The 22,048-nt window shown below is 53.3% G+C and carries 20 protein-coding genes; 12 read left to right on the top strand and 8 right to left on the bottom strand.

Features of this window, described 5'->3' with window-relative positions; genetic code table 11:
* Positions 1–225: 225 nt before the first annotated feature.
* Together ABD836_RS06670 and ABD836_RS06665 are read left to right on the top strand one after the other, a co-directional pair.
* A complete protein-coding gene (locus ABD836_RS06670) occupies positions 226–1,611 on the top strand; it encodes a PhoH family protein (protein WP_344933760.1) in 1,386 nt (461 codons plus the stop codon).
* A gap of 101 nt (positions 1,612–1,712) precedes the next feature.
* Positions 1,713–1,961: a hypothetical protein gene (locus tag ABD836_RS06665; protein ID WP_344933758.1), complete on the top strand. Its 249-nt coding sequence runs from the start codon at positions 1,713–1,715 to the stop codon at positions 1,959–1,961.
* A 27-nt stretch (positions 1,962–1,988) separates the two neighbouring features.
* Here the strand turns inward: ABD836_RS06665 and ABD836_RS06660 are convergent, their stop codons facing one another.
* The 5 genes from ABD836_RS06660 to argS all read right to left on the bottom strand — a co-directional run bounded on the left by ABD836_RS06660 (position 1,989) and on the right by argS (position 6,853).
* Entirely contained in the window at positions 1,989–2,372 is a 384-nt protein-coding gene (locus tag ABD836_RS06660) for a gamma-butyrobetaine hydroxylase family protein (RefSeq protein ID WP_344933751.1), read from the bottom strand.
* A gap of 93 nt (positions 2,373–2,465) precedes the next feature.
* Positions 2,466–3,785: an ATP-dependent protease ATPase subunit HslU gene (gene hslU / locus ABD836_RS06655; RefSeq protein ID WP_344933749.1), complete on the bottom strand. Its 1,320-nt coding sequence runs from the start codon at positions 3,783–3,785 to the stop codon at positions 2,466–2,468.
* Between the two features lie 26 nt (positions 3,786–3,811).
* A complete protein-coding gene (hslV, locus tag ABD836_RS06650) occupies positions 3,812–4,351 on the bottom strand; it encodes an ATP-dependent protease subunit HslV (protein WP_008252455.1) in 540 nt (179 codons plus the stop codon).
* Positions 4,352–4,492: 141 nt separating this feature from the next.
* Positions 4,493–5,095: an SPOR domain-containing protein gene (locus ABD836_RS06645; RefSeq protein WP_344933744.1), complete on the bottom strand. Its 603-nt coding sequence runs from the start codon at positions 5,093–5,095 to the stop codon at positions 4,493–4,495.
* A 3-nt stretch (positions 5,096–5,098) separates the two neighbouring features.
* Positions 5,099–6,853 (bottom strand): arginine--tRNA ligase, encoded by a 1,755-nt coding sequence (gene argS / locus ABD836_RS06640; RefSeq protein WP_344933742.1) that lies wholly within the window; start codon positions 6,851–6,853, stop codon positions 5,099–5,101.
* A gap of 465 nt (positions 6,854–7,318) precedes the next feature.
* Here argS and rfbB point away from each other — a divergent pair, with 465 nt between their 5' ends.
* The 3 genes from rfbB (at position 7,319) to rfbD (ending at position 9,911) form a co-directional block, all read left to right on the top strand.
* Complete coding sequence (gene rfbB, locus ABD836_RS06635) at positions 7,319–8,395, top strand: dTDP-glucose 4,6-dehydratase (RefSeq protein WP_344933739.1); 1,077 nt, start codon at positions 7,319–7,321, stop codon at positions 8,393–8,395.
* A 65-nt stretch (positions 8,396–8,460) separates the two neighbouring features.
* The gene (gene rfbC / locus ABD836_RS06630; protein ID WP_344935008.1) at positions 8,461–9,000 is read left to right on the top strand and encodes a dTDP-4-dehydrorhamnose 3,5-epimerase; all 540 of its coding nucleotides are present in this window, start codon (positions 8,461–8,463) and stop codon (positions 8,998–9,000) included.
* Positions 8,997–9,911, top strand: a complete 915-nt coding sequence (gene rfbD, locus ABD836_RS06625; RefSeq protein WP_344933737.1) for a dTDP-4-dehydrorhamnose reductase — start codon at positions 8,997–8,999, stop codon at positions 9,909–9,911. Before rfbC ends, rfbD begins: the two co-directional genes overlap by 4 nt.
* A 373-nt stretch (positions 9,912–10,284) precedes the next feature.
* On the opposite strand, the gene ABD836_RS06620 is transcribed toward rfbD, so the two are convergent.
* Positions 10,285–12,468: a primosomal protein N' gene (locus ABD836_RS06620; RefSeq protein WP_344933735.1), complete on the bottom strand. Its 2,184-nt coding sequence runs from the start codon at positions 12,466–12,468 to the stop codon at positions 10,285–10,287.
* Between the two features lie 212 nt (positions 12,469–12,680).
* On the opposite strand from ABD836_RS06620, the gene rpmE reads away from it, so the two are divergent.
* Positions 12,681–12,908: a 50S ribosomal protein L31 gene (gene rpmE, locus ABD836_RS06615; protein ID WP_344933733.1), complete on the top strand. Its 228-nt coding sequence runs from the start codon at positions 12,681–12,683 to the stop codon at positions 12,906–12,908.
* Between the two features lie 281 nt (positions 12,909–13,189).
* A complete protein-coding gene (locus ABD836_RS06610; protein WP_344933731.1) occupies positions 13,190–14,437 on the top strand; it encodes a malic enzyme-like NAD(P)-binding protein in 1,248 nt (415 codons plus the stop codon).
* Positions 14,438–14,529: 92 nt separating this feature from the next.
* Here ABD836_RS06610 and ABD836_RS06605 read toward each other — a convergent pair whose 3' ends face one another.
* Positions 14,530–15,432 carry a LysR family transcriptional regulator gene (locus ABD836_RS06605; RefSeq protein WP_344933729.1) on the bottom strand — a complete coding sequence of 301 codons (903 nt, stop codon included), beginning with the start codon at positions 15,430–15,432 and terminating at the stop codon, positions 14,530–14,532.
* Positions 15,433–15,546: 114 nt separating this feature from the next.
* On the opposite strand from ABD836_RS06605, the gene ABD836_RS06600 reads away from it, so the two are divergent.
* From ABD836_RS06600 to ABD836_RS06580, 5 genes are read left to right on the top strand one after another with little or no spacing between them, the layout of a single operon-like run.
* The gene (locus ABD836_RS06600) at positions 15,547–16,767 is read left to right on the top strand and encodes an acyl-CoA dehydrogenase family protein (RefSeq protein WP_344933725.1); all 1,221 of its coding nucleotides are present in this window, start codon (positions 15,547–15,549) and stop codon (positions 16,765–16,767) included.
* A gap of 57 nt (positions 16,768–16,824) precedes the next feature.
* Positions 16,825–17,643: an SDR family oxidoreductase gene (locus ABD836_RS06595; RefSeq protein WP_344933723.1), complete on the top strand. Its 819-nt coding sequence runs from the start codon at positions 16,825–16,827 to the stop codon at positions 17,641–17,643.
* Positions 17,630–18,703: a phosphotransferase family protein gene (locus tag ABD836_RS06590; protein WP_344933721.1), complete on the top strand. Its 1,074-nt coding sequence runs from the start codon at positions 17,630–17,632 to the stop codon at positions 18,701–18,703. Before ABD836_RS06595 ends, ABD836_RS06590 begins: the two co-directional genes overlap by 14 nt.
* On the top strand, positions 18,703–19,395 hold the full coding sequence (locus ABD836_RS06585) for a histidine phosphatase family protein (protein ID WP_344933719.1): 693 nt from the start codon (positions 18,703–18,705) through the stop codon (positions 19,393–19,395). The genes ABD836_RS06590 and ABD836_RS06585 overlap by 1 nt, the downstream gene beginning before the upstream one ends.
* 14 nt (positions 19,396–19,409) lie before the next feature.
* Entirely contained in the window at positions 19,410–20,156 is a 747-nt protein-coding gene (locus tag ABD836_RS06580; RefSeq protein WP_344933717.1) for an SDR family oxidoreductase, read from the top strand.
* Between the two features lie 156 nt (positions 20,157–20,312).
* Here the strand turns inward: ABD836_RS06580 and ettA are convergent, their stop codons facing one another.
* Positions 20,313–21,974 (bottom strand): energy-dependent translational throttle protein EttA, encoded by a 1,662-nt coding sequence (ettA, locus tag ABD836_RS06575; RefSeq protein WP_344933715.1) that lies wholly within the window; start codon positions 21,972–21,974, stop codon positions 20,313–20,315.
* Positions 21,975–22,048: the final 74 nt, after the last annotated feature.

Here is a 22,048-nt window from a genome sequence, read left to right as displayed (position 1 = left end):
CGGGCTGTTGCCGCCAAACGCTTATTGCCCTCGGGCTGACAGTAATTCCCCTTTTGCGCTCCGCGCCCATGCTGCGCCGTCGCCAGTGTTTTTTACCCTCCTTTTTGAACACCTTGCACGCCTACTGTATTTTCGCCCCTTGTGGTTTCCCCGGTCTTATCAGCTTCATGGCTTGAAGACGATACTGTGCCGATTTTTGTCGATGTTCCTAACAGAGAGTCTCCTATGGAAAAAATCTTTGTTCTTGATACCAACGTTCTATTGCATGACCCAATGGCGCTAAGCGCCTTTAAAGAACATCGGGTGGTGATCCCGATGACAGTGCTGGAGGAACTCGATCACATCAAGGACAGGCGCGACAAAGACGTGAGTCGCGAGGCGCGAATCGCTATTAATGCGATTGATAAAATTCTCTTTAACGCCAGCCCTAAGGCGATTCAAGAGGGCGTGCCGATCCCGTCGGCGCGTAATGAAGATCAAGTCGGCAGCTTGGCGATTTTCCCCGACCAGCTGATTAATCACGACACCGCCGCGCCGTATTTGGACGGCAGCCAGCAGCAAGCCAACGACAATCGCATTATTAATGTTGCCCTGCATCTGCAGGTAAAAAATCCCGGCGCCTATGTTTGCCTGGTGACCAAAGACATTAATATGCGCCTCAAGGCCAAGGGCTCGGGTCTTGAAAACGTTGAGGATTATCGCAAAGACCGGGTACTGGAAGACATTCAGTATATGGCCAAGGGCTATGAGCATTTGGCGGGTACCTTGTGGGAGAGCGTCGACAAGGTCGATACCCTGCGCGAGGGCAGTCAAACCATTCATATACTCAATCGCGAATTATTGCCCAAGGCCCACATCAATCAATTTGTCTACGACGACAATGATTTTGTCGGCATGGTGCGCACGGTTGATGAGAAAAAACTGGAGTTGTTTGACCTAAGCCGCGATCAGCTAATGCATCAGCGGATGTGGGGTTTGAGCCCGCGTAATTTTGAGCAAGCCATGGCTTTTTATCTTATTGCGCAAAGCCATATCGACATGACGGTGATGACAGGCCCCGCGGGCTCGGGTAAAACACTGATCGCCTTGGCCTATGGTCTGCACGCGATACTGGAAGAAAAACGTTACGACAAAATGATTGTGGCGCGTTCAACGCCGCCCATGGCTGAGGATATTGGCTTTTTACCGGGCACTGAAGAGGAAAAAATGGCGCCGTGGTTGGCGGCCTTTGAGGATAATTTAGAGGTTTTGCACGGCAGTGATGAGTCGCCGTATAGCAGCATTGAATATGTGAAGGACAAGGCCAATATCCAGTTTAAGTCGTTGAATTTTATGCGGGGCCGCTCATTTAATAACGCGTATATCGTGATTGATGAGGCCCAAAGTCTGACGCAATTTCAGTTGAAGTCGATCATTACTCGGGTGGGGGTAAATTCAAAGATTGTGGTGCTGGGTAATTTGGCGCAGATCGACAATAAATACATTTCGCCGCTGACCTCGGGTTTAACCTATCTGGTTGAAAAGTGTAAACATTTTGAGCACGCCGGGGTTATGCACGTCAACGGCATTGAGCGCTCACGGCTGGCTGCCTTTGCTGAGGAAAACCTTTAAACGGCGGCTTTGTTCAAAGTCAATACGGTGAATCCCAACTGGTGCTTGTCGCGGCTTAGCATTACTGTTAAGTCGCTATGAACTACAAATAGGTACGCCATATGGACAGGATGCATGACAAGCGTAGAGCGACGCCTGTGGTACCAGATGATGTATTGACGATGTTGACCGATATGCAAAAAATCGCCTTGCGTCGCATCGAGAACTTTGGCTGGCAGCTAAAGTTTATTCGTCACCCCAGTTTTGAGCCGCCGCTAGTGGTGGTTGAGAATTCTACCGGAATTAATATCGGCGTCTTAGAAGAAGACGGCGGTGTGAACCTGAACCCGCAAATTGTGTTACGTGACTAGCGTTTGTGGTTCTCTGTGATCAATTGCTTAACCAAAGAACTTAACGACCTGTTGGTCGGGGTCGCGGCTGGCTTTTGCATCGTGGAGCTTCTGCAAATACGCCTCCCACTTCGCGTCCTTGGTCTCACATAATTCCCGCAAATATACCCATGAGTAAATACCGCTGTCGTGGCCGTCACTAAACACCAATTGCAGTGCGTAATTACCCACTGGAATCAGCTCAGTAATCTGCACATGCATTTTGCCAGTTTGCAGTGTCTCCTGCCCTGCACCGTGTCCGCGCACTTCTGCCGAGGGTGAATGCACCCGCAAAAACTCACTGTTCAGCGCAAACTGCTCGCCATTGGCGTAAGTCAGCTCTAGCTGTTGGGACTGCTTACGAAATTTAATATCAGTGGGCGCTTGGCTCATGGTGGTGTCCGTTGGTGGCTAGATGCTGGACGGGAGACGGGAGACGCAAATTCAGTAACAGCGTTTTCCGTCTCCCGTGGCGCGTTTTGCGTGTCAGAGAATAAATCGGCTCAAATCTTCATCTTTCGCCAATTCACCCAGTTGCTCATTCACGTAGTCGGCATCAATTTTGACGGCGTCTTTGATGTCGCCAGCGTCAAACGAAATACTCTCCAGTAGGCGCTCAAGCATGGTGTGCAAACGACGGGCGCCGATGTTTTCGGTACGCTCGTTCACTTCCCAGGCGGTTTCGGCGATGCGGCGGATGCCGTCGGCGGTGAACTCGATGCTCAGGCCTTCGGTTGCCAGCAGGGCTTGATACTGCTCGGTCAGTGAGGCATGCGGCTCGGTGAGGATGCGCTCAAAGTCTTCAGGCGTTAATGCTGACAGTTCCACGCGAATCGGCAGGCGACCCTGTAGCTCTGGAATTAAGTCTGAGGGTTTGCTGAGGTGGAAGGCGCCAGAGGCCACAAACAGGATGTGGTCGGTACGAATTACGCCGTGCTTGGTGCTCACCGTGCAACCCTCGATCAGGGGCAGTAGATCGCGCTGTACGCCCTCGCGGGACACATCGGCGCCACCGGTTTCTTGGCGCTTGGCGACTTTGTCGATCTCGTCAATAAACACAATACCGTTCTGCTCGGCGGCTTCTACTGCGCGGGCTTTGAGTTCTTCTTCATTGACGAGCTTGGCGGCTTCTTCGTCTTGCAACTGTTTGGCAGCGGCTTTTACCGTTAGGCGGCGGGTCTTTTTACGATCACTGCCCATTTTAGAGAACATGCCCTGCAGTTGGCTGGTCATTTCTTCCATGCCCGGTGGGGCCATGATTTCAACACCGACCGGTGTGGCGTTCAGTTCGATTTCAATCTCGCGCTCGTCTAATTCACCTTCGCGAAGCTTTTTGCGGAAGAGCTGGCGCGTGGTGGTGTTGCGTTCTTCCTCGGTGTTCTCGCCGCGTGCCGGTGGCAGTAGGGCGTCGAGAATGCGCTCTTCAGCGGCGTCGGCGGCGCGGTGGGCGACTTGTTCCATGGCTTGTTCGCGATAGAGTTTGATCGAGACATCGACGAGGTCGCGAATAATGGATTCGACGTCGCGGCCAACATAGCCCACTTCAGTAAACTTTGTGGCTTCCACTTTAATGAAGGGGGCGTTGGCGAGCTTGGCGAGGCGCCGGGCGATTTCGGTTTTACCGACGCCGGTGGGGCCAATCATTAAAATGTTCTTGGGGGTGATTTCGTCGCGCAGATCTTCGCTAAGCTGCATGCGCCGCCAACGGTTGCGCAGGGCAATTGCCACAGCGCGCTTGGCATCACTTTGGCCAACAATGTGTTTATCTAATTCGTGAACGATTTCACGGGGTGTCATGGTCGACATGGAGACTCCGAAGGCGCCCTTGGGCGCTAGTATTCCAAAGATTCAATGGTGCGGCTGTGATTGGTGTAGATGCAAATATCACCCGCGATGGTCAGGCCTTTTTCGACGATATCACCGGCGCTTAGCTCGGTGTTGTCCATTAGCGCGCGGGCGGCAGCCGTAGCAAAGGAGCCGCCGGAGCCAATGGCAATCATATTGTCTTCAGGCTCGATGACGTCGCCATTGCCGCTAATCACCAAGGTGGTTTCTTTGTCGGCAACAATGAGCAGCGCTTCTAACTGGCGTAGCGAGCGCTCACTGCGCCAGGCCTTGGCGAGTTCAACGGCGGCTTTGGTGAGTTTGCCGGAATGTTTTTCGAGCTGAACTTCAAAGAGTTCAAACAGGGTAAAGGCATCGGCGGTGCCGCCAGCAAATCCAGCCAGTACTTGTTCTTTGTAGAGGCGACGGACTTTGCGGGCATTGCCCTTCATCACGGTATTGCCCATGGTGACCTGGCCATCGCCACCGATAACGACCTGATTATTTCGGCGAACCGAGAGTATTGTGGTGCCGCGAAACTGTTCCACGCGGGACTCCTTATAATTGATAGGGAAAAGCGGGTGTGAACAGGGTTAGTGGGGGTAGCCCTTGATGTTTTCAAGGGCCTTAATTAAGCAGTGTGTTTGCTTGTGGTGTGACAGTTTTGCTGAGGCCCTTGAGGCCGCTACTTAATTTTTTTGGCGAATAACCAGCGTATCAATGCTTTCGTTGATCAGCTTGCTGCGGGCATCGCTCAAGGTGTTGTGTGACTGGAATGGCCCGACATAGACCCGGTGCCAGCGCTCGCCATTGGCTTCTACCGATTCAACCTTGGCGTCGAGACCCAGCAACAAGATTTGCGCGCGGCGACGGTCGGCATCTGCGCCTTGGCGGAATGAGCCGGCCTGCAGAATATATTTCTCCATATTCTCGTCGGGCTTGGCCTCAACAGGCGGGCGCTCGTTTTTCGGAGCGGCTGCCTTGGGTGCTGGTTTAGGAGCGGGACGCTCTTCATTCACAATGACTTCACGCTCAGGTAGCAGCGTAAAGAAATCGAATTTGGTATTGGTGGTTACTTCTTTGCGGTCGGCTTTGACCTTGGCTTCGGCGGCAGACTTGGCCGCGGCAACGCTCACTTCATTGTGCGGTTGTTTGCTGATTGCGCTAAACACCAGTATTGAGCAGATTACCCCGGCAATAAAGCCGGTGCCCAGCAATACCGATGCGGGCAGGCCGTTGTTGGCCGGGCTGCGCGTCGCGCCACGGCTGGTTTTTTTAGGAGCTTGTGCCATGCCTTACATTTCCTCCGGTGCCGACACGCCCAATAAGCGCAGGCCATTGCGCAATACTTGTTGTACTGCGCAGGCTAGCGCAAGACGAGCGTCGCGCACGGCGGCGTCTTCGCCGAGCATTTTGTGCGCGTTGTAATAGGTGTGAAAATCGCCGGCCAATTCGCGCAGATAGTGCGCCAAGCTGTGAGGCTCAAAATGTTCGGCGGCGCTGGCCAGTGTCTCAGGGTAGCGTGACAATTTTACTAAAAGGTCTTTCTCGGCGTCGTTATTCAATTGAGCGAGATTCGCTAAGCCAGATGCCGGTGTCCATGTTTCACCCTGTTCCTGAAGTTTGCGCAGAATACTGGCAACGCGGGCGTGGGCGTATTGAATATAGTAAACGGGGTTGTCTTTGGTTTCAGACTTGGCGAGTTCCAAATCGAAATCAGTGGCTTGGTCGGCTTTGCGCATAATATAGAAGAAGCGCGCGGCGTCGTTGCCGACGTCTTCACGCAGTTCGCGCAGGGTTACAAATGAACCCGAACGGGTCGACATTTGCACTTGTTGGTCGCCGCGATACAGCGATACAAACTGCACGAGCCGCACCACCAATCTTTCGGGATCAATACCCATGGCCTGCAACGCAGCTTTTACGCGGCAGATATAGCCGTGGTGATCCGCGCCCCAAATATTGACCACGGTGTCGAAGCCGCGCTCAAATTTGTTGAGGTGGTAGGCAATGTCTGAGGCGAAATAGGTGGTTTGGCCGTTGTCGCGTTTCACTACGCGGTCTTTGTCGTCGCCAAAACAGGTAGACATAAACCACAGGGCGCCGTCGCGCTCTTCAATAAAGCCGTTATCTTGCAGCTTGGCGATGGCGCGGGCGACCTGATCGGGATCGTGGGTCAGGCTGCGCTCAGAAAACCACTGCTGGTATTCAATGCCGAATTCCACCAAGTCGCTGCGGATGTCGCCAAGAATGGCGTTTAAACCCTTATCGAAGGCAATTTGATAATTGTCGCCGAGCAGGATTTTGGCGCGGTTTATTAGGCCGTCGATGTGCTTTTCTTTGTCACCCTCGGGGGCGTCGTCGCAAACACTTGCGAACACTTCGGCTGCGGCGTGGCGCAATATCTCGCCGTGTTCCGCCAGTAACTCGCGACCGTAGTCAGCAATATAGTCACCCTGATAGCCATTACTCGGGAAGGTGATGGTCTCGCCACAGGCTTGCAAATAGCGCAGCCACACACTGGTGCCAAGGATGTCCATCTGGCGGCCAGCGTCGTTGACATAGTATTCCCTGCATACGTCGTAACCGGCGGCTTCCAACATGTTGGCGACACTGGCGCCGTAAGCTGCGCCGCGACCGTGGCCAACGTGCAGAGGGCCTGTTGGGTTGGCAGAAACAAACTCCACCTGTACTGACTTATTGCGGCTGGCGTGGCGACCGAATTCGTCACCTTGGGCGAAAATGTCGTGTAAAACCTGATAGTTGCTGGCTTCGTCAACGAAGAAGTTAATAAAGCCGGGGCCAGCGATGTCGACTTTAACAATATCGCTGGTCTCGGGCAGGGCATCAACAATCAGCTGGGCAATGGCGCGGGGGTTCGACTTTAAAGGCTTGGCCAAGGTCATCGCGATATTGCTAGCGAAATCGCCGTGGGCCTTGTCGCGGGTATGCTCCACCTGAATATTTGTCACCAGATCCGCTGGCCAAGCGTGGGCGCTGCGCAGTGTTTGCAGGGCCTGACTGATATGTGCGGCAACTTTCTCTTTCATGGCGTGGGGCTAACTCTCTGGAGCGAAACAAGGCCGCGTATTATCCCTGTTTAAGGGTGTCGCGGCTAGTGCTGGGGCGGCGAGAGCGAAGGGGATTAAAACCAATTGTTTACTGTGAGCGTGAAAGGAGACTTCGAGCTTATTTAAAACCCCTCACATTTGGGCGGATTTGCTTGTTTTGTTGTTCTTTGATGAATGCGGGGGCTAAGTCGACTTCGCCCCCGCTATCTCACGTACGTAGATAAGTATCCACTCTAAAGGATTCAGCCTACGGTTGAGGTCGGCCCTGTTTGCGCGCCTGTAGCTCTTACCTTGCGAAATTTGCTGATGCGCTTGTGAATACGGTTGTTATGGATAACCACTGAGAATATAGTCGCCGGCACCTTAATGATAATTTCCAAGGGAGGGAGTTATGCGCTGTCGGTATAAGGACCTTCTGTTGAAATATTGGCCAAAGCGCTGGACATGAAGATATTAGTCACCGGCGGTGCCGGGTTTGTTGGCAGTGCGGTGGTTCGGCATATTCTGGCGGATACTGATGCGGCAGTTGTGAATGTCGATTTACTTACCTATGCCGGTAATCTGGAATCTATTCCGGCCGAGCTGCAGGACGAGCGTTATGCGTTTGCGCAAGTGGATATCTGTGATTTGGCAGCCCTCAATGTGGTCTTTGCTGAGCATCAACCCGATCTGGTGATGCATCTTGCTGCCGAAAGCCATGTCGACCGATCCATTGATGACCCAAGCGCGTTTATTCAAACCAATATAGTTGGCACCTACACTATGCTGGAGGCTGCTCGCGCGTATTGGCAAAGTCTGGCTGGCGATAAGAAAGCCGGTTTTCGATTCCACCATATCTCTACTGACGAGGTTTATGGTGATCTCAACGGTACGAGCCATCTATTGACTGAATCCGCCTCCTATGAACCTAGCTCGCCTTATTCGGCCAGTAAAGCTAGCTCTGATCACCTCGTAAGAGCGTGGGGTCGTACGTTTGGTTTGCCAATCATTGTGACTAACAGTTCCAATAATTATGGGCCTTACCATTTTCCCGAAAAACTCGTGCCCCATATTATTCTTAACGCCCTGCACGGCAAATCGTTGCCGGTCTACGGTGATGGCAGCCAAATTCGCGACTGGCTCTACGTCGAGGATCACGCCCGCGCCTTATTTAAGGTGGTGAATGAGGGCGCGCTCGGTGAGACATACAATATTGGCGGCCACAATGAAAAGCGCAATATTGAGGTGGTAGAGACTATCTGTGGATTGCTGGAAGAGCTCGCCCCGGAAAATGCCAACTCCCGCGCTAGCGGCAAAGGTTTTAAAGACCTCATCACCTTTGTGGAAGATCGCCCTGGGCACGATGTTCGCTATGCGATTGATGCCAGTAAAATTCAGCGCGAACTGGGCTGGGTGCCCCAAGAAACCTTTGAGTCCGGTATCCGCAAAACCGTGCAATGGTATTTGGATAATCCCCAGTGGTGGCAGCGTGTGCTGTCTGGGAATTACAAACTCAGCCGTATTGGTATAGGGGTGGAATAGTATTGGCTTAGATGAAAACGGCTATTTTTTACGAGCAGCTATACGTTAGTAAAATCGAGACTACGATGAACGTTATTCAAACTAAACTCAAAGACTGCGTCATTATCGAGCCCAAGGTCTTTGGTGACCATCGAGGCTTCTTTTTAGAAACCTTTCAGGCCGATCGCTACCGCGACATGGCCGGCATTAATCTACCCTTTGTGCAAGACAACCATTCTCGCTCGGCCAAGGGCGTGCTGCGTGGCTTACATTTTCAAAAGACTAGGCCACAAGGCAAATTAGTGCGCGTAGTCAGTGGTGAAGTCTATGATGTTGCCGTGGATATTAGGCCTGACTCGCCGAGCTTTGGGCTATGGGATGGCGTTATTCTCTCCGAAGAAAACAAACGCCAGTTTTGGGTGCCACCGGGCTTTGCTCACGGCTTTGTGGTGCTCAGTGATACCGCGGACTTTGAATACAAATGCACTGACTACTATGACCCGACTGACGAGGGCAGCTTGATTTGGAATGATCCAGCCATGGCGATTACCTGGCCACTGGATAATCCCCGCTTGTCAGACAAAGACAGTAAGGCGCCGACCTTTGCCGAGCTCTTCCAGCGATGAGCGGGCAGGAAGGCATGCGGGAAGATATGCACTTGCTGGTCACGGGCGCCTTTGGCCAGTTGGGTCAATGCTTGGCCGACGAGCTTAAGGCACAGCAAATCCCTCACACCTTGTTGAGTCGTCAAGACGCTGATATCAACGATACCGTCGTACTAGAAAGAATCATTGCCGACAAGGCTGTCACCGCGATTATTAACGCCGCAGCCTATACCGCGGTGGATAAGGCTGAGTCTGAGCCTGAATTGGCCCAGCGAGTAAATGTCGATGGGGTGACTGCATTGGCTAAGCTCAGCGCCCATTTTGATATTCCATTGCTGCATGTCTCGACTGATTATGTGTTCGACGGCAATCAACAAAGACCGTATGTTGAAACCGATGCACCGTCACCAACGGGCGTATATGGCCAAACCAAGCTTGACGGTGAATTGGCAATTCAGCGCCACGCAACTAAGTACATTATTTTGCGCACCGCTTGGGTATTTAGCGAATACGGCAATAACTTTCTGAAAACGATGCTACGCCTAGCGAAAGAGCGCGACACGCTTGGGGTCGTTGCCGATCAAGTTGGCTGCCCGACTTATGCCGGTGATATTGCCAAGGCTTTAATTGAGATCGCCCGACAATTGCACCGCAGTGACGATGATCATCAAGCTGAGTACGGGGTATATCACTATGCCGGTGACGAAGCGCTAAGTTGGCATGGCTTCGCGATGGCAATATTTAATGAAGCTCATCTTAAGGGTAGGCTGCCAAAGGTGCCGACAGTCAATGCGATCACTACCGAGGCTTATCCTACCCCGGTCAAGCGTCCAGCATACTTGGTGTTGAGTAATGCTAAGATTGCCAAAGCCTTTGGGGTTTGTGTTAGTGATTGGCGGCAAGCGGTTAGCAACTTAATCCAGCTTGAATAGCTAGCTAGCGACTGGTAGACGACACGCGGCGACGTTAAAGCTATCTTTTGGTGGTGAAAATTTAAAATTGAATTTAAATCCTCTTCTTCTATTTGTTGTGCCGTATATAAATCCCAGTGAACCTGAAGGTTAAGCTAGAAATCCGCTGAAATATCAAAGAATCGTGCATGACGTAACGCAGTGCTTGGCGAAACACCACGCTTTTGGTTTACCAGCTGCTTACCGTTATCGCTAACAAGAAGACGTTAAGCTGTCGCTCTTGCGCAAGCAGGGACCTATCAATACCAAAAAGCAGATCGTAGCGGGGCATAGCCAATCAACCGAAAATCTTGCCGTGTCGCTGCTGAAATAGCTACAGCTTCAAATGTGGCCACTAAAACAAGTCGATCGGATCAACATCCACCGACCAGCGCAGGCTTTGGTGTTTGCTCAGTCCGTCGCCGGTGTGGCAGGCAATGGCGAGTTGGCGATGGAGTATAGGGCGGCGCTCGGCTTGCAGAATGAGTGCGGCACGAAAGCGTCCCGCTTTGCGGGTCATTGGCGCGGGCAGGGGGCCGACTATGCTCCAGTTGTTATCGCCGGGGGCGAGTGCGGCGCGAATTGCGCTTAAAAAGTCTTCGGCGCAGCGCAAGGTGCTGGCGTCGGCGCGAATCACGGCGCTAAAGCTTACCGGCGGCAGGCTTAGCAGTTGGCGCTCGGCCAGCAATTGTTGGGCAAAGGGTTGGTAGCCTTCGCTGACGAGGGTGAGCAGCGCGGGGTGGTCTGGGCAGTGGGTTTGAATATAAACGCGACCGGGTTTGTCGGCGCGACCGGCGCGACCGGCTACTTGTACGAGCAATTGGCCGCTGCGCTCTGGAGCGCGGAAGTCGGCGCTGAACAAACCACCGTCAATATCGATAATGCCGACCAAGGTGACATCCGGGAAGTGGTGACCTTTGGCCAGCATTTGGGTGCCAACAAGAATGCTGGGGCGACCGTCGCGAATACCGTCGACCAGGCTTTGCATACTGCCCTTGGCTGAGGTGGTGTCGCGATCAATGCGGATGACATCAACCTCGGGGAAATGGCGTTTTAGGCTGAGTTCCAAGCGCTCGGTGCCTGGCCCCTGAAAAATCAATTGGCTGTTGTGGCACTGGGGGCAAATACTTGGCAGCGCTTCCCTCGCGTCGCAGTGGTGGCAGCGTAATTCGCGGCGGCCAAAGTGGGCGGTCATTTTGGCATCGCAGGCTTGGCAGTTGGCGATCCAGCCGCAGCCGTGGCATTGCAGTAAAGGCGAAAAGCCCCGGCGATTGAGAAATATTAAAACTTGGTTGCCGGCTTGCAGGGTGTCTTGGGTGGCGTCGAGCAGGGTTTTGCTCAGACCTTCGTCCAGATTTTGTTGACGAATATCCAGTAGCCGTATGTCGGGCTTGCTGGCGTGACCTGCGCGCTCGCGCAATTCCAGTAATTGGTAGCGGTCTTGGCCGACGTTGTGGAGGCTGTCGAGGCTAGGGGTCGCGCTGCCTAATACCACTGGGCACCGGTGGTCGGCGGCACGTTTTACCGCGATGTCCCGGGCCGAGTAGCGCCAGCCTTCTTGTTGTTTGTAGGAGGCGTCGTGCTCTTCGTCGACAATGACTAGGCCGAGTTTTTGAAACGGCGTGAATACCGCCGAGCGGGTGCCGAGTAAGATTCGGGCGCGACCGCTGCTAATGTCTTGCCAGCTGCGGTAGCGCTCGCCGTCGCTAAGCCCAGAGTGCAGGGCGCGGACCTGCCCAGGAAAGCGGGTTTCGAAGCGTTCCAAGGTTTGCGGGGTTAGACCAATCTCTGGGATCAGTGCCAGTACTTGTTCGCCCCGGCTCAGGCATTCGGCGATGCTGCGTAAATAGACTTCGGTTTTGCCGCTGCCGGTTACGCCGTCGAGCAAATAGCGCGCAAACTGGTCGAGACTGCCGCAGATTGTGGACACCGCCTGCTGTTGCTCGCTATTCAGTACGGGACCGGAATCACTGTCTTGGGGGCTGGGCGCGACCGGGGTGTCGGCCTGCTGTAAATAGCCGCCATTGATTAGCGCGTTGAGCACGGGATTACTGTAGCCAAGGTCTTTTATTTGACGGCGTGACAGTTGCCCCGCCTGACGAATGACGGCGAGCAGGCTGATCTGCTGGTGAGCGCGGCTCGCAATTGGAGGTAGTGCTTCGTTATTGTCGCTTACTCGCCAGTACTGAGCGGGTTTCTCCTTGGGTGGGCTGGCTTTGCGCAAGACCACGGGGAGCATTTGCTGAAAGCAATCGCCAACGGGGTGGTGGTAGTAGTCGGCGGCCCAGCGTCCGAGCTGAACGATGTCAGTAGGAAGGCTTGGCTGGCCGTCGAGTACACTCAAAACCGCTTTTAGTTTATTGCTAGGAATGTCACAGACCGGATCAAGGGCGATCACCACGCCAACGAGCTGTTGTCGGCCAAAGGGAATGCTCACCCGCAAGCCGATTTCTGCATCGCGCGCCAAACTCTCGGGCCACAAATAGTCAAAGCCTCGGCGCAGAGGGCAGGGAACGGCAATGGTGACGAGTTTCGACATAAAAGCGTGGCTAATTAGGCGTATTAAAACGCCAGTGTATAAGAATTACGTCTTCGCGGAGAGTGAAGTTTTTAGCCGTCACCCCGCACTGCTTGCTTATTGCAATAATTCTGTTAACATTCGCCGCCTGAATTTCAAGCTAATTTTGAAAGTCAAACCCTACGCGGTGCTCGGCAAATGATCGGGTGGCGGCGTCCATTGAGGAAAGACCCATGAAAGCAGATATCCATCCAAATTATGTCGCTATGAGCGTAACTTGCAGCTGTGGCAACGCCTTTGAAACGCGTTCTACATTGGGCGATGCCCTGCACGTTGACGTTTGTTCATCTTGCCACCCGTTCTACACTGGTAAGCAGAAAATGCTTGATACCGGCGGCCGTGTTGATAAGTTCCGTAAGCGTTTTGGTTCGCGCGGCGCAGCGGCAGCACCTACCGAGTAATATCCCGGTAGTGCTTAGTGGCTGCGCAGGCAGCCACCATAGAAATGCCCGGTGCTAATCTGACCGGGCATTTTTGTTTGTGATCTTCGGGATTAAACCGCGTGTTTGTTCCCGATACAGGCAAGTTAATTGACGTGTTCTGCTTGGTGGCTGCATGCGCTTAAGTGTGAAGATCGTTGAGGCCATTTTTGGCGCACACCGCGCGGCGACTTGTTACTGTAATCTCTGTTCTATATGCTTTCTCGTCTCTCAGGGAAGGCACTCATATTGGGAATTATCGAATGTCCAAAGATGTTAAGCAGGCGGCTCTGGATTACCACTCGCTCCCTACCCCAGGTAAAATCTGCATTGCGCTGACGAAACCTGCCGAAACCCAATACGATTTATCGCTGGCCTATAGCCCCGGTGTTGCCGAGCCAGTGCGAGAAATCGCCCGCGATCCAGCCAATGCCTACAAATACACCAGCAAGGGCAATTTGGTCGCTGTTATTTCTAACGGCTCTGCTATTTTGGGCTTGGGCAATCTTGGTCCCTTGGCCAGTAAGCCGGTTATGGAAGGTAAGGCGCTATTATTTAAGCGTTTTGCCGATATCGATTCTATTGATATTGAAGTTGACGCCGAAGACAGTCAGGCCTTTATCGATACCGTTAAGCGCATCGCCATTACCTTTGGTGGGATTAACCTTGAAGACATCAAGGCGCCAGAGTGTTTTGAAATTGAACGCGTCTTAAAAGAACAGTGCCCTATTCCGGTTTTTCATGACGACCAGCACGGCACCGCGATTGTCACCGCGGCGGGTATGTTGAATGCCCTCGAGATTCAAGGCAAAAATCTTGAAACCGCAAAAGTGGTTTGCCTTGGCGCGGGTTCGGCGGCAATTGCCTGCATGCGTCTGCTGGTGAGCTTGGGCGCGCGTTATGAAAATATTTACATGGTGGATCGCAGTGGCGTGATTTATCCCGGCCGCGCGGGCATTAATGTTTATAAAGAAGAATTCCAGAACGACGCTGGCGCCCGTACATTGGAAGACGCGGTTAAAGGCGCCGACGTCTTTGTCGGTTTGTCGGGCGCAGATTTGCTTAGCGCCGAAATGCTGCTGTCGATGGCGCCTAAGCCAATTGTTTTTGCATGCTCTAACCCCGATCCGGAAATTCAGCCCGAGCTGGCACTGTCGGTACGCGACGATCTCATTATGGCGACAGGTCGTTCCGACTACCCGAACCAAGTGAATAATGTCTTGGGCTTCCCCTTTATCTTTAGAGGGGCTTTAGATGTGCGCTCAACCGCAATTAATGAAGAAATGAAAATTGCGGCGGTGCATGCACTTCGTGAATTGGCTAAAGAGCCGGTTCCGCAAGTGGTTATCGATGCTTGCGGCGTGAGTGAATTGTCGTTTGGGCCGGAGTATATTATTCCCAAGCCGGTGGATCGCCGCTTATTGGGCAAGGTCTCTGCTGCTGTGGCGAAAGCCGCTGTTGATACCGGCGTTGCTAGTCTGCCTTATCCTGCGCATTATCCCTTGTCTTGAGGTGAGCTGGCGCTAGAGTAAACCCTAGACGCAAAAAGCCAAAGCCGCCGTAATGCTCGTTACGGCGGCTTTTTTATGCCTGGATGTTTGGTCTAATTGTTCTCGCTGTTCTGGGCGATAATCTCTTGAATTTGCTCCCGTAACCATTGGTGGGCGGTGTCGTTATTGGCGCTACGATGCCAGTACATCTGCATTTCCAGTGCCGGTAGTTTTAAGGGTAAGGGGTGGATTTGCAGGGGCAGGAATTGCTGAAACCGCAGTGCTAAATAGCGTGGTAGGGTGAGCAGTAAATCTGATTCGGCGACGATATGGCTGGCGGAATAATAGCTCTGCCCGCGTAAAATAATATTGCGATTTAGGCCTTTTCGATTTAGCGCGGCATCTTCAATAACACTGCCTCGGCTGCGCCCCGACACCGAAATGTGCATGGCTTGTAGGTAGCTTTTTAAGCTGAGGCTTTGCTCTGCCAGTGGATGTCCTTCGCGCATCATGACCCATAAGTCGTCTTTGAATAAAAATTGCTGCTGGATACTGGGGTCCACTGCTTGGGGAATGTCGACCGCCATTGACAGCTCGCCACTAATCAGTTGTCGGCTGAGTTGGTCGCGGACAATGCGCTGGCTCTGCAGGCGGATGCCCGGCGCATGGGTTTGTAGCTGTGAGATAAGGCTGGGCAGGGCAACGAATTCCATTGGGTCGCCCATGCTAATAATAAATCGTCGCTTGGAGGTGGTGGGGTCAAACTGCTGGCCGCGGTGCAGGCTTTCTTGTAAAGAGATCAGTGAGTTGCTGATGTCTGCGGCGATGCTGTCGGCCAGCGGCGTGGGAGCAATGCTGCGGCCGCGACGGACAAATAAGGGGTCGTCAAAGTGCTCACGCAGGCGAGCGAGGGCGTTGCTGACTGCGGGCTGGGTGATGTGCAGGTCTTTGGCGGCCTCGGTAAGGGAGCTGGCGCGATAGACGGCGTCAAAGACTTTAAAGAGATTGAGATCCATGGATTCGACTGCTTCAATACATTCATTTAAATGATGATATAACATTTATAAAATAAATTAGACTGATATTTAATCAAGCCGTATGTTTGATGCAATAATTGAGGAGAGTACGTCATGGATTTTAGTCATAGCCCCCGTTGCCAAGCATTAATTGATCAAGTGCGGGCGTTTATAAAAGACCGTATAGAGCCCTTAGATGCCGAGTTGCTGCCGGCAATGTTGGCGAGTAGCAATGGTGGTGATTGGACTAAGTGGCAGGTCGATCCAAGAATCGAAGCGCTTAAAGCTGAGGCTAAGGAACTGGGGCTGTGGAATTTCTTCCTGCACGACGCCGAGCGCGGCGCAGGTTTGTCGACCTTAGAGTACGCGCCGTTGGCCGAAGAAATGGGTCGTTCGCATATTGCTGCGCAGATTTTCAATTGCAGTGCGCCCGACACCGGCAATATGGAAGTGCTGTGGAAGTATGGCAGCGAAGAACAAAAGCAGCAGTGGTTGGAGCCCTTGCTGGAAGGCAAAATTCGTTCAGTATTTTTTATGACCGAGCCTGACGTGGCATCGTCCGATGCAACCAATATGGAAGCCACGATTATTGAAGACGGTGATGACCTCATTCTTAACGGTAAAAAATGGTGGTCGTCGGGTGTGGGTGATCCGCGCTGTGAGATCGGTATTTTTATGGGGGTGAGTAACCCGGACGCCGCGCGCCACAGCCAGCATTCCATGGTGCTTGTGCCAATGAAAACCCCAGGCGTGGTGATTAAACGCATGTTGCCGGTATTTAACGCCTATGACGAGCCAGAGGGTCACGGTGAAGTGTGGTTCGAAAATGTGCGAGTGCCCAAAACAAATATGATCTTGGGTGCGGGGCGCGGTTTTGAAATTGCACAGGGCCGGCTTGGGCCTGGCCGTATCCATCACTGCATGCGCGCATTGGGTGCCGCAGAGAAAGCGCTGGAATTGATGATCAAACGCGGTAAGTCGCGGATCGCCTTTGGCAAGCCGCTGATTAATCTCGGTGGTAACCAAGAGCGCATCGCCAATTTACGTATTGCCATCGACCAGGCGCGCCTGCTGACCTTGTATGCAGCGTGGAAAATCGACAATGTTGGCGCCTTGGCGGCATTGACTGAGATCTCGGCAATCAAAGTGGTTGCACCGAATGTGTTGCAAGATGTGGTCGACGCGGCGATTCAGATGCACGGCGGTGCCGGGGTATCAAACGATACGCCGCTCGCCGGTATGTTCGCGATGGCGCGAGTACTGCGCTTGGCGGATGGTCCAGACGAAGTGCACCGTGGCTTGATTGCCCGAATGGAATTGGCTAAATACAAATAAGGCTGCTGTACAACTACATTCAGCATTAATGTCGCCTTAGGCGGGAGCAAATATAAGATGAGTGCAAAGAGAGTTTTTATCACCGGTGGAGCGTCTGGCTTGGGCCGGGCGTTGGCAAATCGTTTCGCTGATGCGGGTTACTGGGTATGCATTGGCGATGTCGACGATGGTCGTGGCGCTGAAGCCCTCGCTGAATTACAGGCGAAAACCACTGCCCATTACTGCAATTGCGATGTCACCAAAGAGAGTGCACTGCAAACGGTGGCCGACTGGTTGCTCAGTGAGTGGGGCGGCGTGGACGTGGTGGTGAATAACGCTGGCGTAGCATCGGCGGGCGGCATTACAGAGTTCCCGTTGAGCGATTGGGAGTGGATTGTCGATATCAATGTCTTGGGCGTAGTGCGGGGCTGTAAGGTTTTTGCAACGCTGATGAAAGAGCAAGGCAGCGGTCATTTGGTGAATATCGCCTCGTTAGCGGGTTTAATTTCGCCGCCGAAAATGGCTTCCTACTGCGCGACAAAAGCGGCGGTAGTGGCAATTTCTGAGGTGCTGACCTTGGAACTAGACCCAGACAATATTGCGGTGTCGGTGGTTTGCCCGAGTTTCTTCCGCACTAATTTGGCGGAGTCGGTGCGCGCGTCTGATCCAGATTCGCAAGCCGCTACACAGCGCTTGGTGAATAAAGCCAAGCTCGGCGCCGACGAAATTGCTGAACGGGTATTTAAGTCGATAGAAAAACGCGAATTTTATATTCTGCCTCATCCGGAAGGGCGCAAAATCTGGCGTCTGAAGCGTTGGTTACCCTTCCCGCAATTCCGCGCAATGATGCTAAAGCAAACCAACCGCATGATGAGTAAGCGTGATGCCAGAAAATAACGCCCTAATCGACGTTGCTGGCGGTGTGCGCAGCGGTGAAGAGTTGGATATCGCCGCGGTGGACGCATGGCTGAAGCCCCGTATTGCCGGTCTAAGTGGCGAGCCCGTGGTGACTCAGTACAGTGGCGGTGCATCGAATTGGACTTATCGTTTGGAATACCCCAGTCATGATCTGATTTTGCGTCGGCCGCCAAAGGGCACCAAGGCCAAGTCGGCCCATGATATGGGCCGTGAATACAAAGTGCAGGCGGCTTTGGCGCCGGTGTTTCCCTATGTACCCGAGATGCTGGCGTTTTGTGACGACCCTGCGGTCATTGACTGCGATTTTTATGTGATGCGCCGTATTCCGGGATTGATTCCCCGCGCCAATATGCCCAAGGGCTTGGTGCTCAGTACTGAGCAGACGCGAGATTTGTGTTTGTCGGTGGTCGACAAGCTGGTGGCGTTGCACAAGGTGGATTACAGCGCGGCGGGCCTAGCTGATTTGGGCAAGGGCGAAGGGTATTGCGAGCGTCAGGTCAAAGGCTGGAGCGGCCGCTATAGCAAGGCCAAAACGTGGAATGTGCCGTCGTTTAAAAAAGTCATGTCATGGCTGGATGGGAACACACCGAAAGACGTGCAGAGCTGTGTGATTCACAATGATTTTCGTTTTGATAATGTGGTGCTCAATCCGGCCGACCCGAGTTCGGTGCTGGGCATTCTCGATTGGGAAATGGCAACCCTCGGCGACCCGTTAATGGATTTGGGCAGTGCCTTGGCCTATTGGGTGCAAGCTGACGACGACCGGTTTTTGCGTTCCACACGGCGTCAGCCCACGCATCTGCCGGGCATGTTAAGCCGCGATGAAGTGGTAAGTTACTACAGCGAGAAAATGGGCTTGAAAGTCGATAACTGGGCGTTTTATGAAGTCTTCGGTTTGTTTCGGCTGGCCGGAATTATTCAGCAAATTTACTACCGCTATTACCACAAGCAAACGAATAATCCGGCGTTCAAAAACTTTTGGGTAGTTGTTTGGTATTTAGATCGCCGCTGCCAGCGAATCATACGGGAGCGGGGTTAATGCCAGCGCTGTACTTGATTCGCCATGGCCAAGCGTCTTTCGACGCCGAAGACTACGATCAATTGTCGTCCCTTGGTGAGCGTCAGGCGGCGCACTTGGGGCGGGCTTTTGCCGCTGCAGAACTGCTGCCGAATAACATCATAATCGGTGGCATGAAGCGTCACCGACAAACCGCTGAGCATTGTCTGGCGGGTTTGGGTGCGGGCACTCAAAATCTCAGTTGGGATACCGATCCTGATTGGAACGAATACGATCATCTCGATTTATTGCAAGCTTACACCGCGCTGCCTGGCGTGGGTGAAGAGATGGTGGCAGATTTGGCTGGTGAGAATCCGCGCGCGGGTTTTCAAACTCACTTTGCCAAGGCGATGCAGCGTTGGGTTGGCGGGGAACATGACGCCGACTATGCTGAGAGCTGGACGCAATTTAGCGCGCGTATTCGTCGCGCGATAGAAACCGCTAGCCGCAGTGGCAAGGGTAATGTATTTGTATTCACTTCTGGTGGTGCGATCTCAGCGGTGTGTGGGCAGGTCTTGGGCTTATCGCCAAGTGCGACCGCTCAGTTGAGTTGGCAATTGGTCAACGCCGGTTACAGTAAAATTCTCAGTGGTCAGTCGGGTTTGAAATTGCTCAGTATTAATGAGCATAGTCACTTCGACGGTCGTCATCGCGAACTCCTTAGTTATCGTTAACACGGAAAAATAGTATGCGTAAAAATATTCTTATTACTGGTGCAAGCTCAGGCCTAGGCGAAGGCATGGCACGCGAATATGCTGCCAAGGGTTGCAACCTCGCCTTGTGTGCACGCCGGATTGAGCCCATGCAAACCTTGAAGGCGGAGCTAGAGGCGGCGCATCCCGGCGTTAAAATCTTTATTCGTGAGTTGGATGTTTGCGACTACGAGAAAGTGTTTGAGGTGTTCCGCGCCTTTCGCGATGACCTGGGTGGTCTGGATCGTGTCATTGTTAATGCCGGTATGGGCAAGGGCGCGTCGCTGGGTACGGGTTATTTTGAGGCAAATCGCCAAACCGCAGAAACCAATTTTGTTGGCGCGCTAGCTCAGTGTGAAGCCGCGCTGGAAATCTTTCGCGCGCAGAATAGTGGTCATTTAGTGACCGTGTCGTCGATGAGTGCGGTGCGGGGCGCTGCGCGTGCCTTAAATGTTTATGCCGCCAGTAAAGCGGCGCTGCGTAATATGACAGAAGGCATTCGCGCCGACGTTATGGGCACGCCAATTAAAGTCAGCTGCATACTCCCTGGCTTTATCCTTACGCCAATTAATGCCGATATGAAAAAGGCGCCACTGCGCGTTGATTTAAAAACCGGTTGTGTGGCGATGGTTAAAGCGATTGAGAAAGAGCCCGCTGAAGCGAAAGTGCCCGGCTGGCCATGGGTTGCCGTAGGGCTGGCGATGAAGGTATTGCCTTTGAGCGTTGTGGCGAAAATGACCTAGCGCGGCGTCGGGTGTCTGACGTCGGACGAACAATCAAAAGCAGCTTGACGCTACCTTGACAGTTGTCGCTAAAATCCCGACATCCGACATCCGACATCCGACATCCGACATCCGACATCCGACATCCGACATCCGACATCCGACATCCGACATCCCTTACTTCAACTTCTTATACTTCACTCGCTTCGGCCCGGCATTTTTCCCTTTACGCTGCACAAAATCTTCGTGGTATTCCGTGTAATTACCTTCAAAGAACACGACATCGCTGTCGCCTTCGTAGGCGAGGATGTGGGTGGCGATACGGTCGAGGAACCAGCGATCATGCGAGATAACCAGGGCGCAGCCGGGGAAGTCGAGTAGCGCGTCTTCCAGTGCGCGCAGGGTTTCTACGTCTAAGTCGTTGGATGGTTCATCGAGCAGTAAGACGTTGCCGCCTTCTTTGAGTGTGCAGGCGAGGTGCAGGCGACCGCGTTCACCGCCTGATAATTCGCCGACGCGTTTCTGTTGGTCGCTGCCTTTAAAGTTGAAGCGACCGATGTAAGCGCGGGAGGGTACTTCGTAGCTGCCAATACGCAAAATATCGTGGCCTTCAGAGACGGCTTCCCAGACGGTCTTTTTGTCGTCGAGGTCGTCGCGCATCTGTTCAACCGATACCAGCTTAACAGTTTCGCCGATCACGATATTGCCGCTGTCGGGCTGCTCTTTGCCGGTCATCATGCGCAGCAAGGTCGATTTACCCGCACCGTTACCGCCGATAATGCCGACGATGGCACCTGGTGGAATGGTGAAGCTGAGGTCGTTAATCAGTAGGCGGTCGCCATAGCTTTTGCTAACGCCGTTGACTTCAATCACCTTGTCGCCAAGCCGCGGTCCTGGCGGTATATAGATTTCGTTGGTTTCGCTGCGGTTTTGGAAGGTTTGTGAATTCAATTCTTCAAAGCGCGCCAGACGTGCCTTGCTCTTACTCTGGCGACCCTTGGCGTTGCTGCGTACCCATTCCAATTCGGCGGCAATGGTTTTTTTCCGTGAGGCGTCAGACTTGGCTTCTTGGGCTAGGCGGGCATCTTTGGCTTCTAGCCAGTCGGAGTAGTTGCCCTCGTAGGGAATGCCGCGACCGCGGTCCAATTCCAAAATCCAGCCAGCGGCATTGTCGAGAAAGTAACGGTCGTGGGTAATGGCTACCACGGTGCCGGGGAAGTCGCATAAAAAGCGTTCCAGCCAGCCTACAGACTCAGCGTCCAAATGGTTGGTGGGCTCGTCGAGCAGCAACATGTCGGGGTTGGACAGCAGTAGACGACACAGGGCAACTCGGCGACGTTCACCGCCAGACAATTTCGTTACGTCCGCATCCCAGGGTGGCAGGCGGAGCGCATCGGCGGCGACTTCTAATTTGTGATCGAGGTTGTGGGCGTCGGTGGCTTGGATAATGTCTTCAAGCTGGGCTTGGCGTTTGGCCAAGGCATCAAAGTCGGCATCTGGCTCAGCGTAGGCGGCATAGACCTGATCCAGCTCGGTGAGTGCATTTTTGGCCTCGGCTACGCCGTCTTCAACGTTGCCGCGAACATCTTTCTCTGGGTCTAAAACGGGCTCCTGCGATAAATAACCAATCTTGGTGCCGGGCTGTGGGCGGGCTTCGCCGTTAAACTCAGTGTCGACCCCGGCCATAATCCGCAGCAAGGTGGACTTGCCCGAGCCGTTTAAACCCAAAACGCCGATTTTGGCGCCGGGGAAAAAGGATAAGGAAATATCGTGCAGAATTTCGCGCTTGGGCGGCACGACCTTGCTGACACGGTTCATGGTATAGACAAATTGGGCCATGCTGACTCCTGAGTTCTAAAGCGGGCGGGCCGATTAAGCACCTGCGATTTGTGCGAAACGGTAGCGAAAACGGG

The organism is Zhongshania borealis, assembly GCF_039539625.1.
In the GTDB taxonomy this organism is placed as follows: Bacteria; Pseudomonadota; Gammaproteobacteria; order Pseudomonadales; family Spongiibacteraceae; genus Spongiibacter; species Spongiibacter borealis.
Note: the sequence above shows the minus strand (reverse complement) of the source record. Positions and strands in the feature narration are given on the sequence as shown.

What these genes read in the sequence shown, in the direction of transcription:
- ABD836_RS06670 (WP_344933760.1), top strand. Translation starts at nt 226, where the DNA reads ATGGAAAAAATCTTTGTTCTTGATACCAACGTTCTATTGCATGACCCA.
- ABD836_RS06665 (WP_344933758.1), top strand. Translation starts at nt 1,713, where the DNA reads ATGGACAGGATGCATGACAAGCGTAGAGCGACGCCTGTGGTACCAGAT.
- ABD836_RS06660 (WP_344933751.1), bottom strand. Translation starts at nt 2,372, where the DNA reads ATGAGCCAAGCGCCCACTGATATTAAATTTCGTAAGCAGTCCCAACAG.
- hslU (WP_344933749.1), bottom strand. Translation starts at nt 3,785, where the DNA reads ATGTCGACCATGACACCCCGTGAAATCGTTCACGAATTAGATAAACAC.
- ABD836_RS06645 (WP_344933744.1), bottom strand. Translation starts at nt 5,095, where the DNA reads ATGGCACAAGCTCCTAAAAAAACCAGCCGTGGCGCGACGCGCAGCCCG.
- argS (WP_344933742.1), bottom strand. Translation starts at nt 6,853, where the DNA reads ATGAAAGAGAAAGTTGCCGCACATATCAGTCAGGCCCTGCAAACACTG.
- rfbB (WP_344933739.1), top strand. Translation starts at nt 7,319, where the DNA reads ATGAAGATATTAGTCACCGGCGGTGCCGGGTTTGTTGGCAGTGCGGTG.
- rfbC (WP_344935008.1), top strand. Translation starts at nt 8,461, where the DNA reads ATGAACGTTATTCAAACTAAACTCAAAGACTGCGTCATTATCGAGCCC.
- rfbD (WP_344933737.1), top strand. Translation starts at nt 8,997, where the DNA reads ATGAGCGGGCAGGAAGGCATGCGGGAAGATATGCACTTGCTGGTCACG.
- ABD836_RS06620 (WP_344933735.1), bottom strand. Translation starts at nt 12,468, where the DNA reads ATGTCGAAACTCGTCACCATTGCCGTTCCCTGCCCTCTGCGCCGAGGC.
- rpmE (WP_344933733.1), top strand. Translation starts at nt 12,681, where the DNA reads ATGAAAGCAGATATCCATCCAAATTATGTCGCTATGAGCGTAACTTGC.
- ABD836_RS06610 (WP_344933731.1), top strand. Translation starts at nt 13,190, where the DNA reads ATGTCCAAAGATGTTAAGCAGGCGGCTCTGGATTACCACTCGCTCCCT.
- ABD836_RS06605 (WP_344933729.1), bottom strand. Translation starts at nt 15,432, where the DNA reads ATGGATCTCAATCTCTTTAAAGTCTTTGACGCCGTCTATCGCGCCAGC.
- ABD836_RS06600 (WP_344933725.1), top strand. Translation starts at nt 15,547, where the DNA reads ATGGATTTTAGTCATAGCCCCCGTTGCCAAGCATTAATTGATCAAGTG.
- ABD836_RS06595 (WP_344933723.1), top strand. Translation starts at nt 16,825, where the DNA reads ATGAGTGCAAAGAGAGTTTTTATCACCGGTGGAGCGTCTGGCTTGGGC.
- ABD836_RS06590 (WP_344933721.1), top strand. Translation starts at nt 17,630, where the DNA reads ATGCCAGAAAATAACGCCCTAATCGACGTTGCTGGCGGTGTGCGCAGC.
- ABD836_RS06585 (WP_344933719.1), top strand. Translation starts at nt 18,703, where the DNA reads ATGCCAGCGCTGTACTTGATTCGCCATGGCCAAGCGTCTTTCGACGCC.
- ABD836_RS06580 (WP_344933717.1), top strand. Translation starts at nt 19,410, where the DNA reads ATGCGTAAAAATATTCTTATTACTGGTGCAAGCTCAGGCCTAGGCGAA.
- ettA (WP_344933715.1), bottom strand. Translation starts at nt 21,974, where the DNA reads ATGGCCCAATTTGTCTATACCATGAACCGTGTCAGCAAGGTCGTGCCG.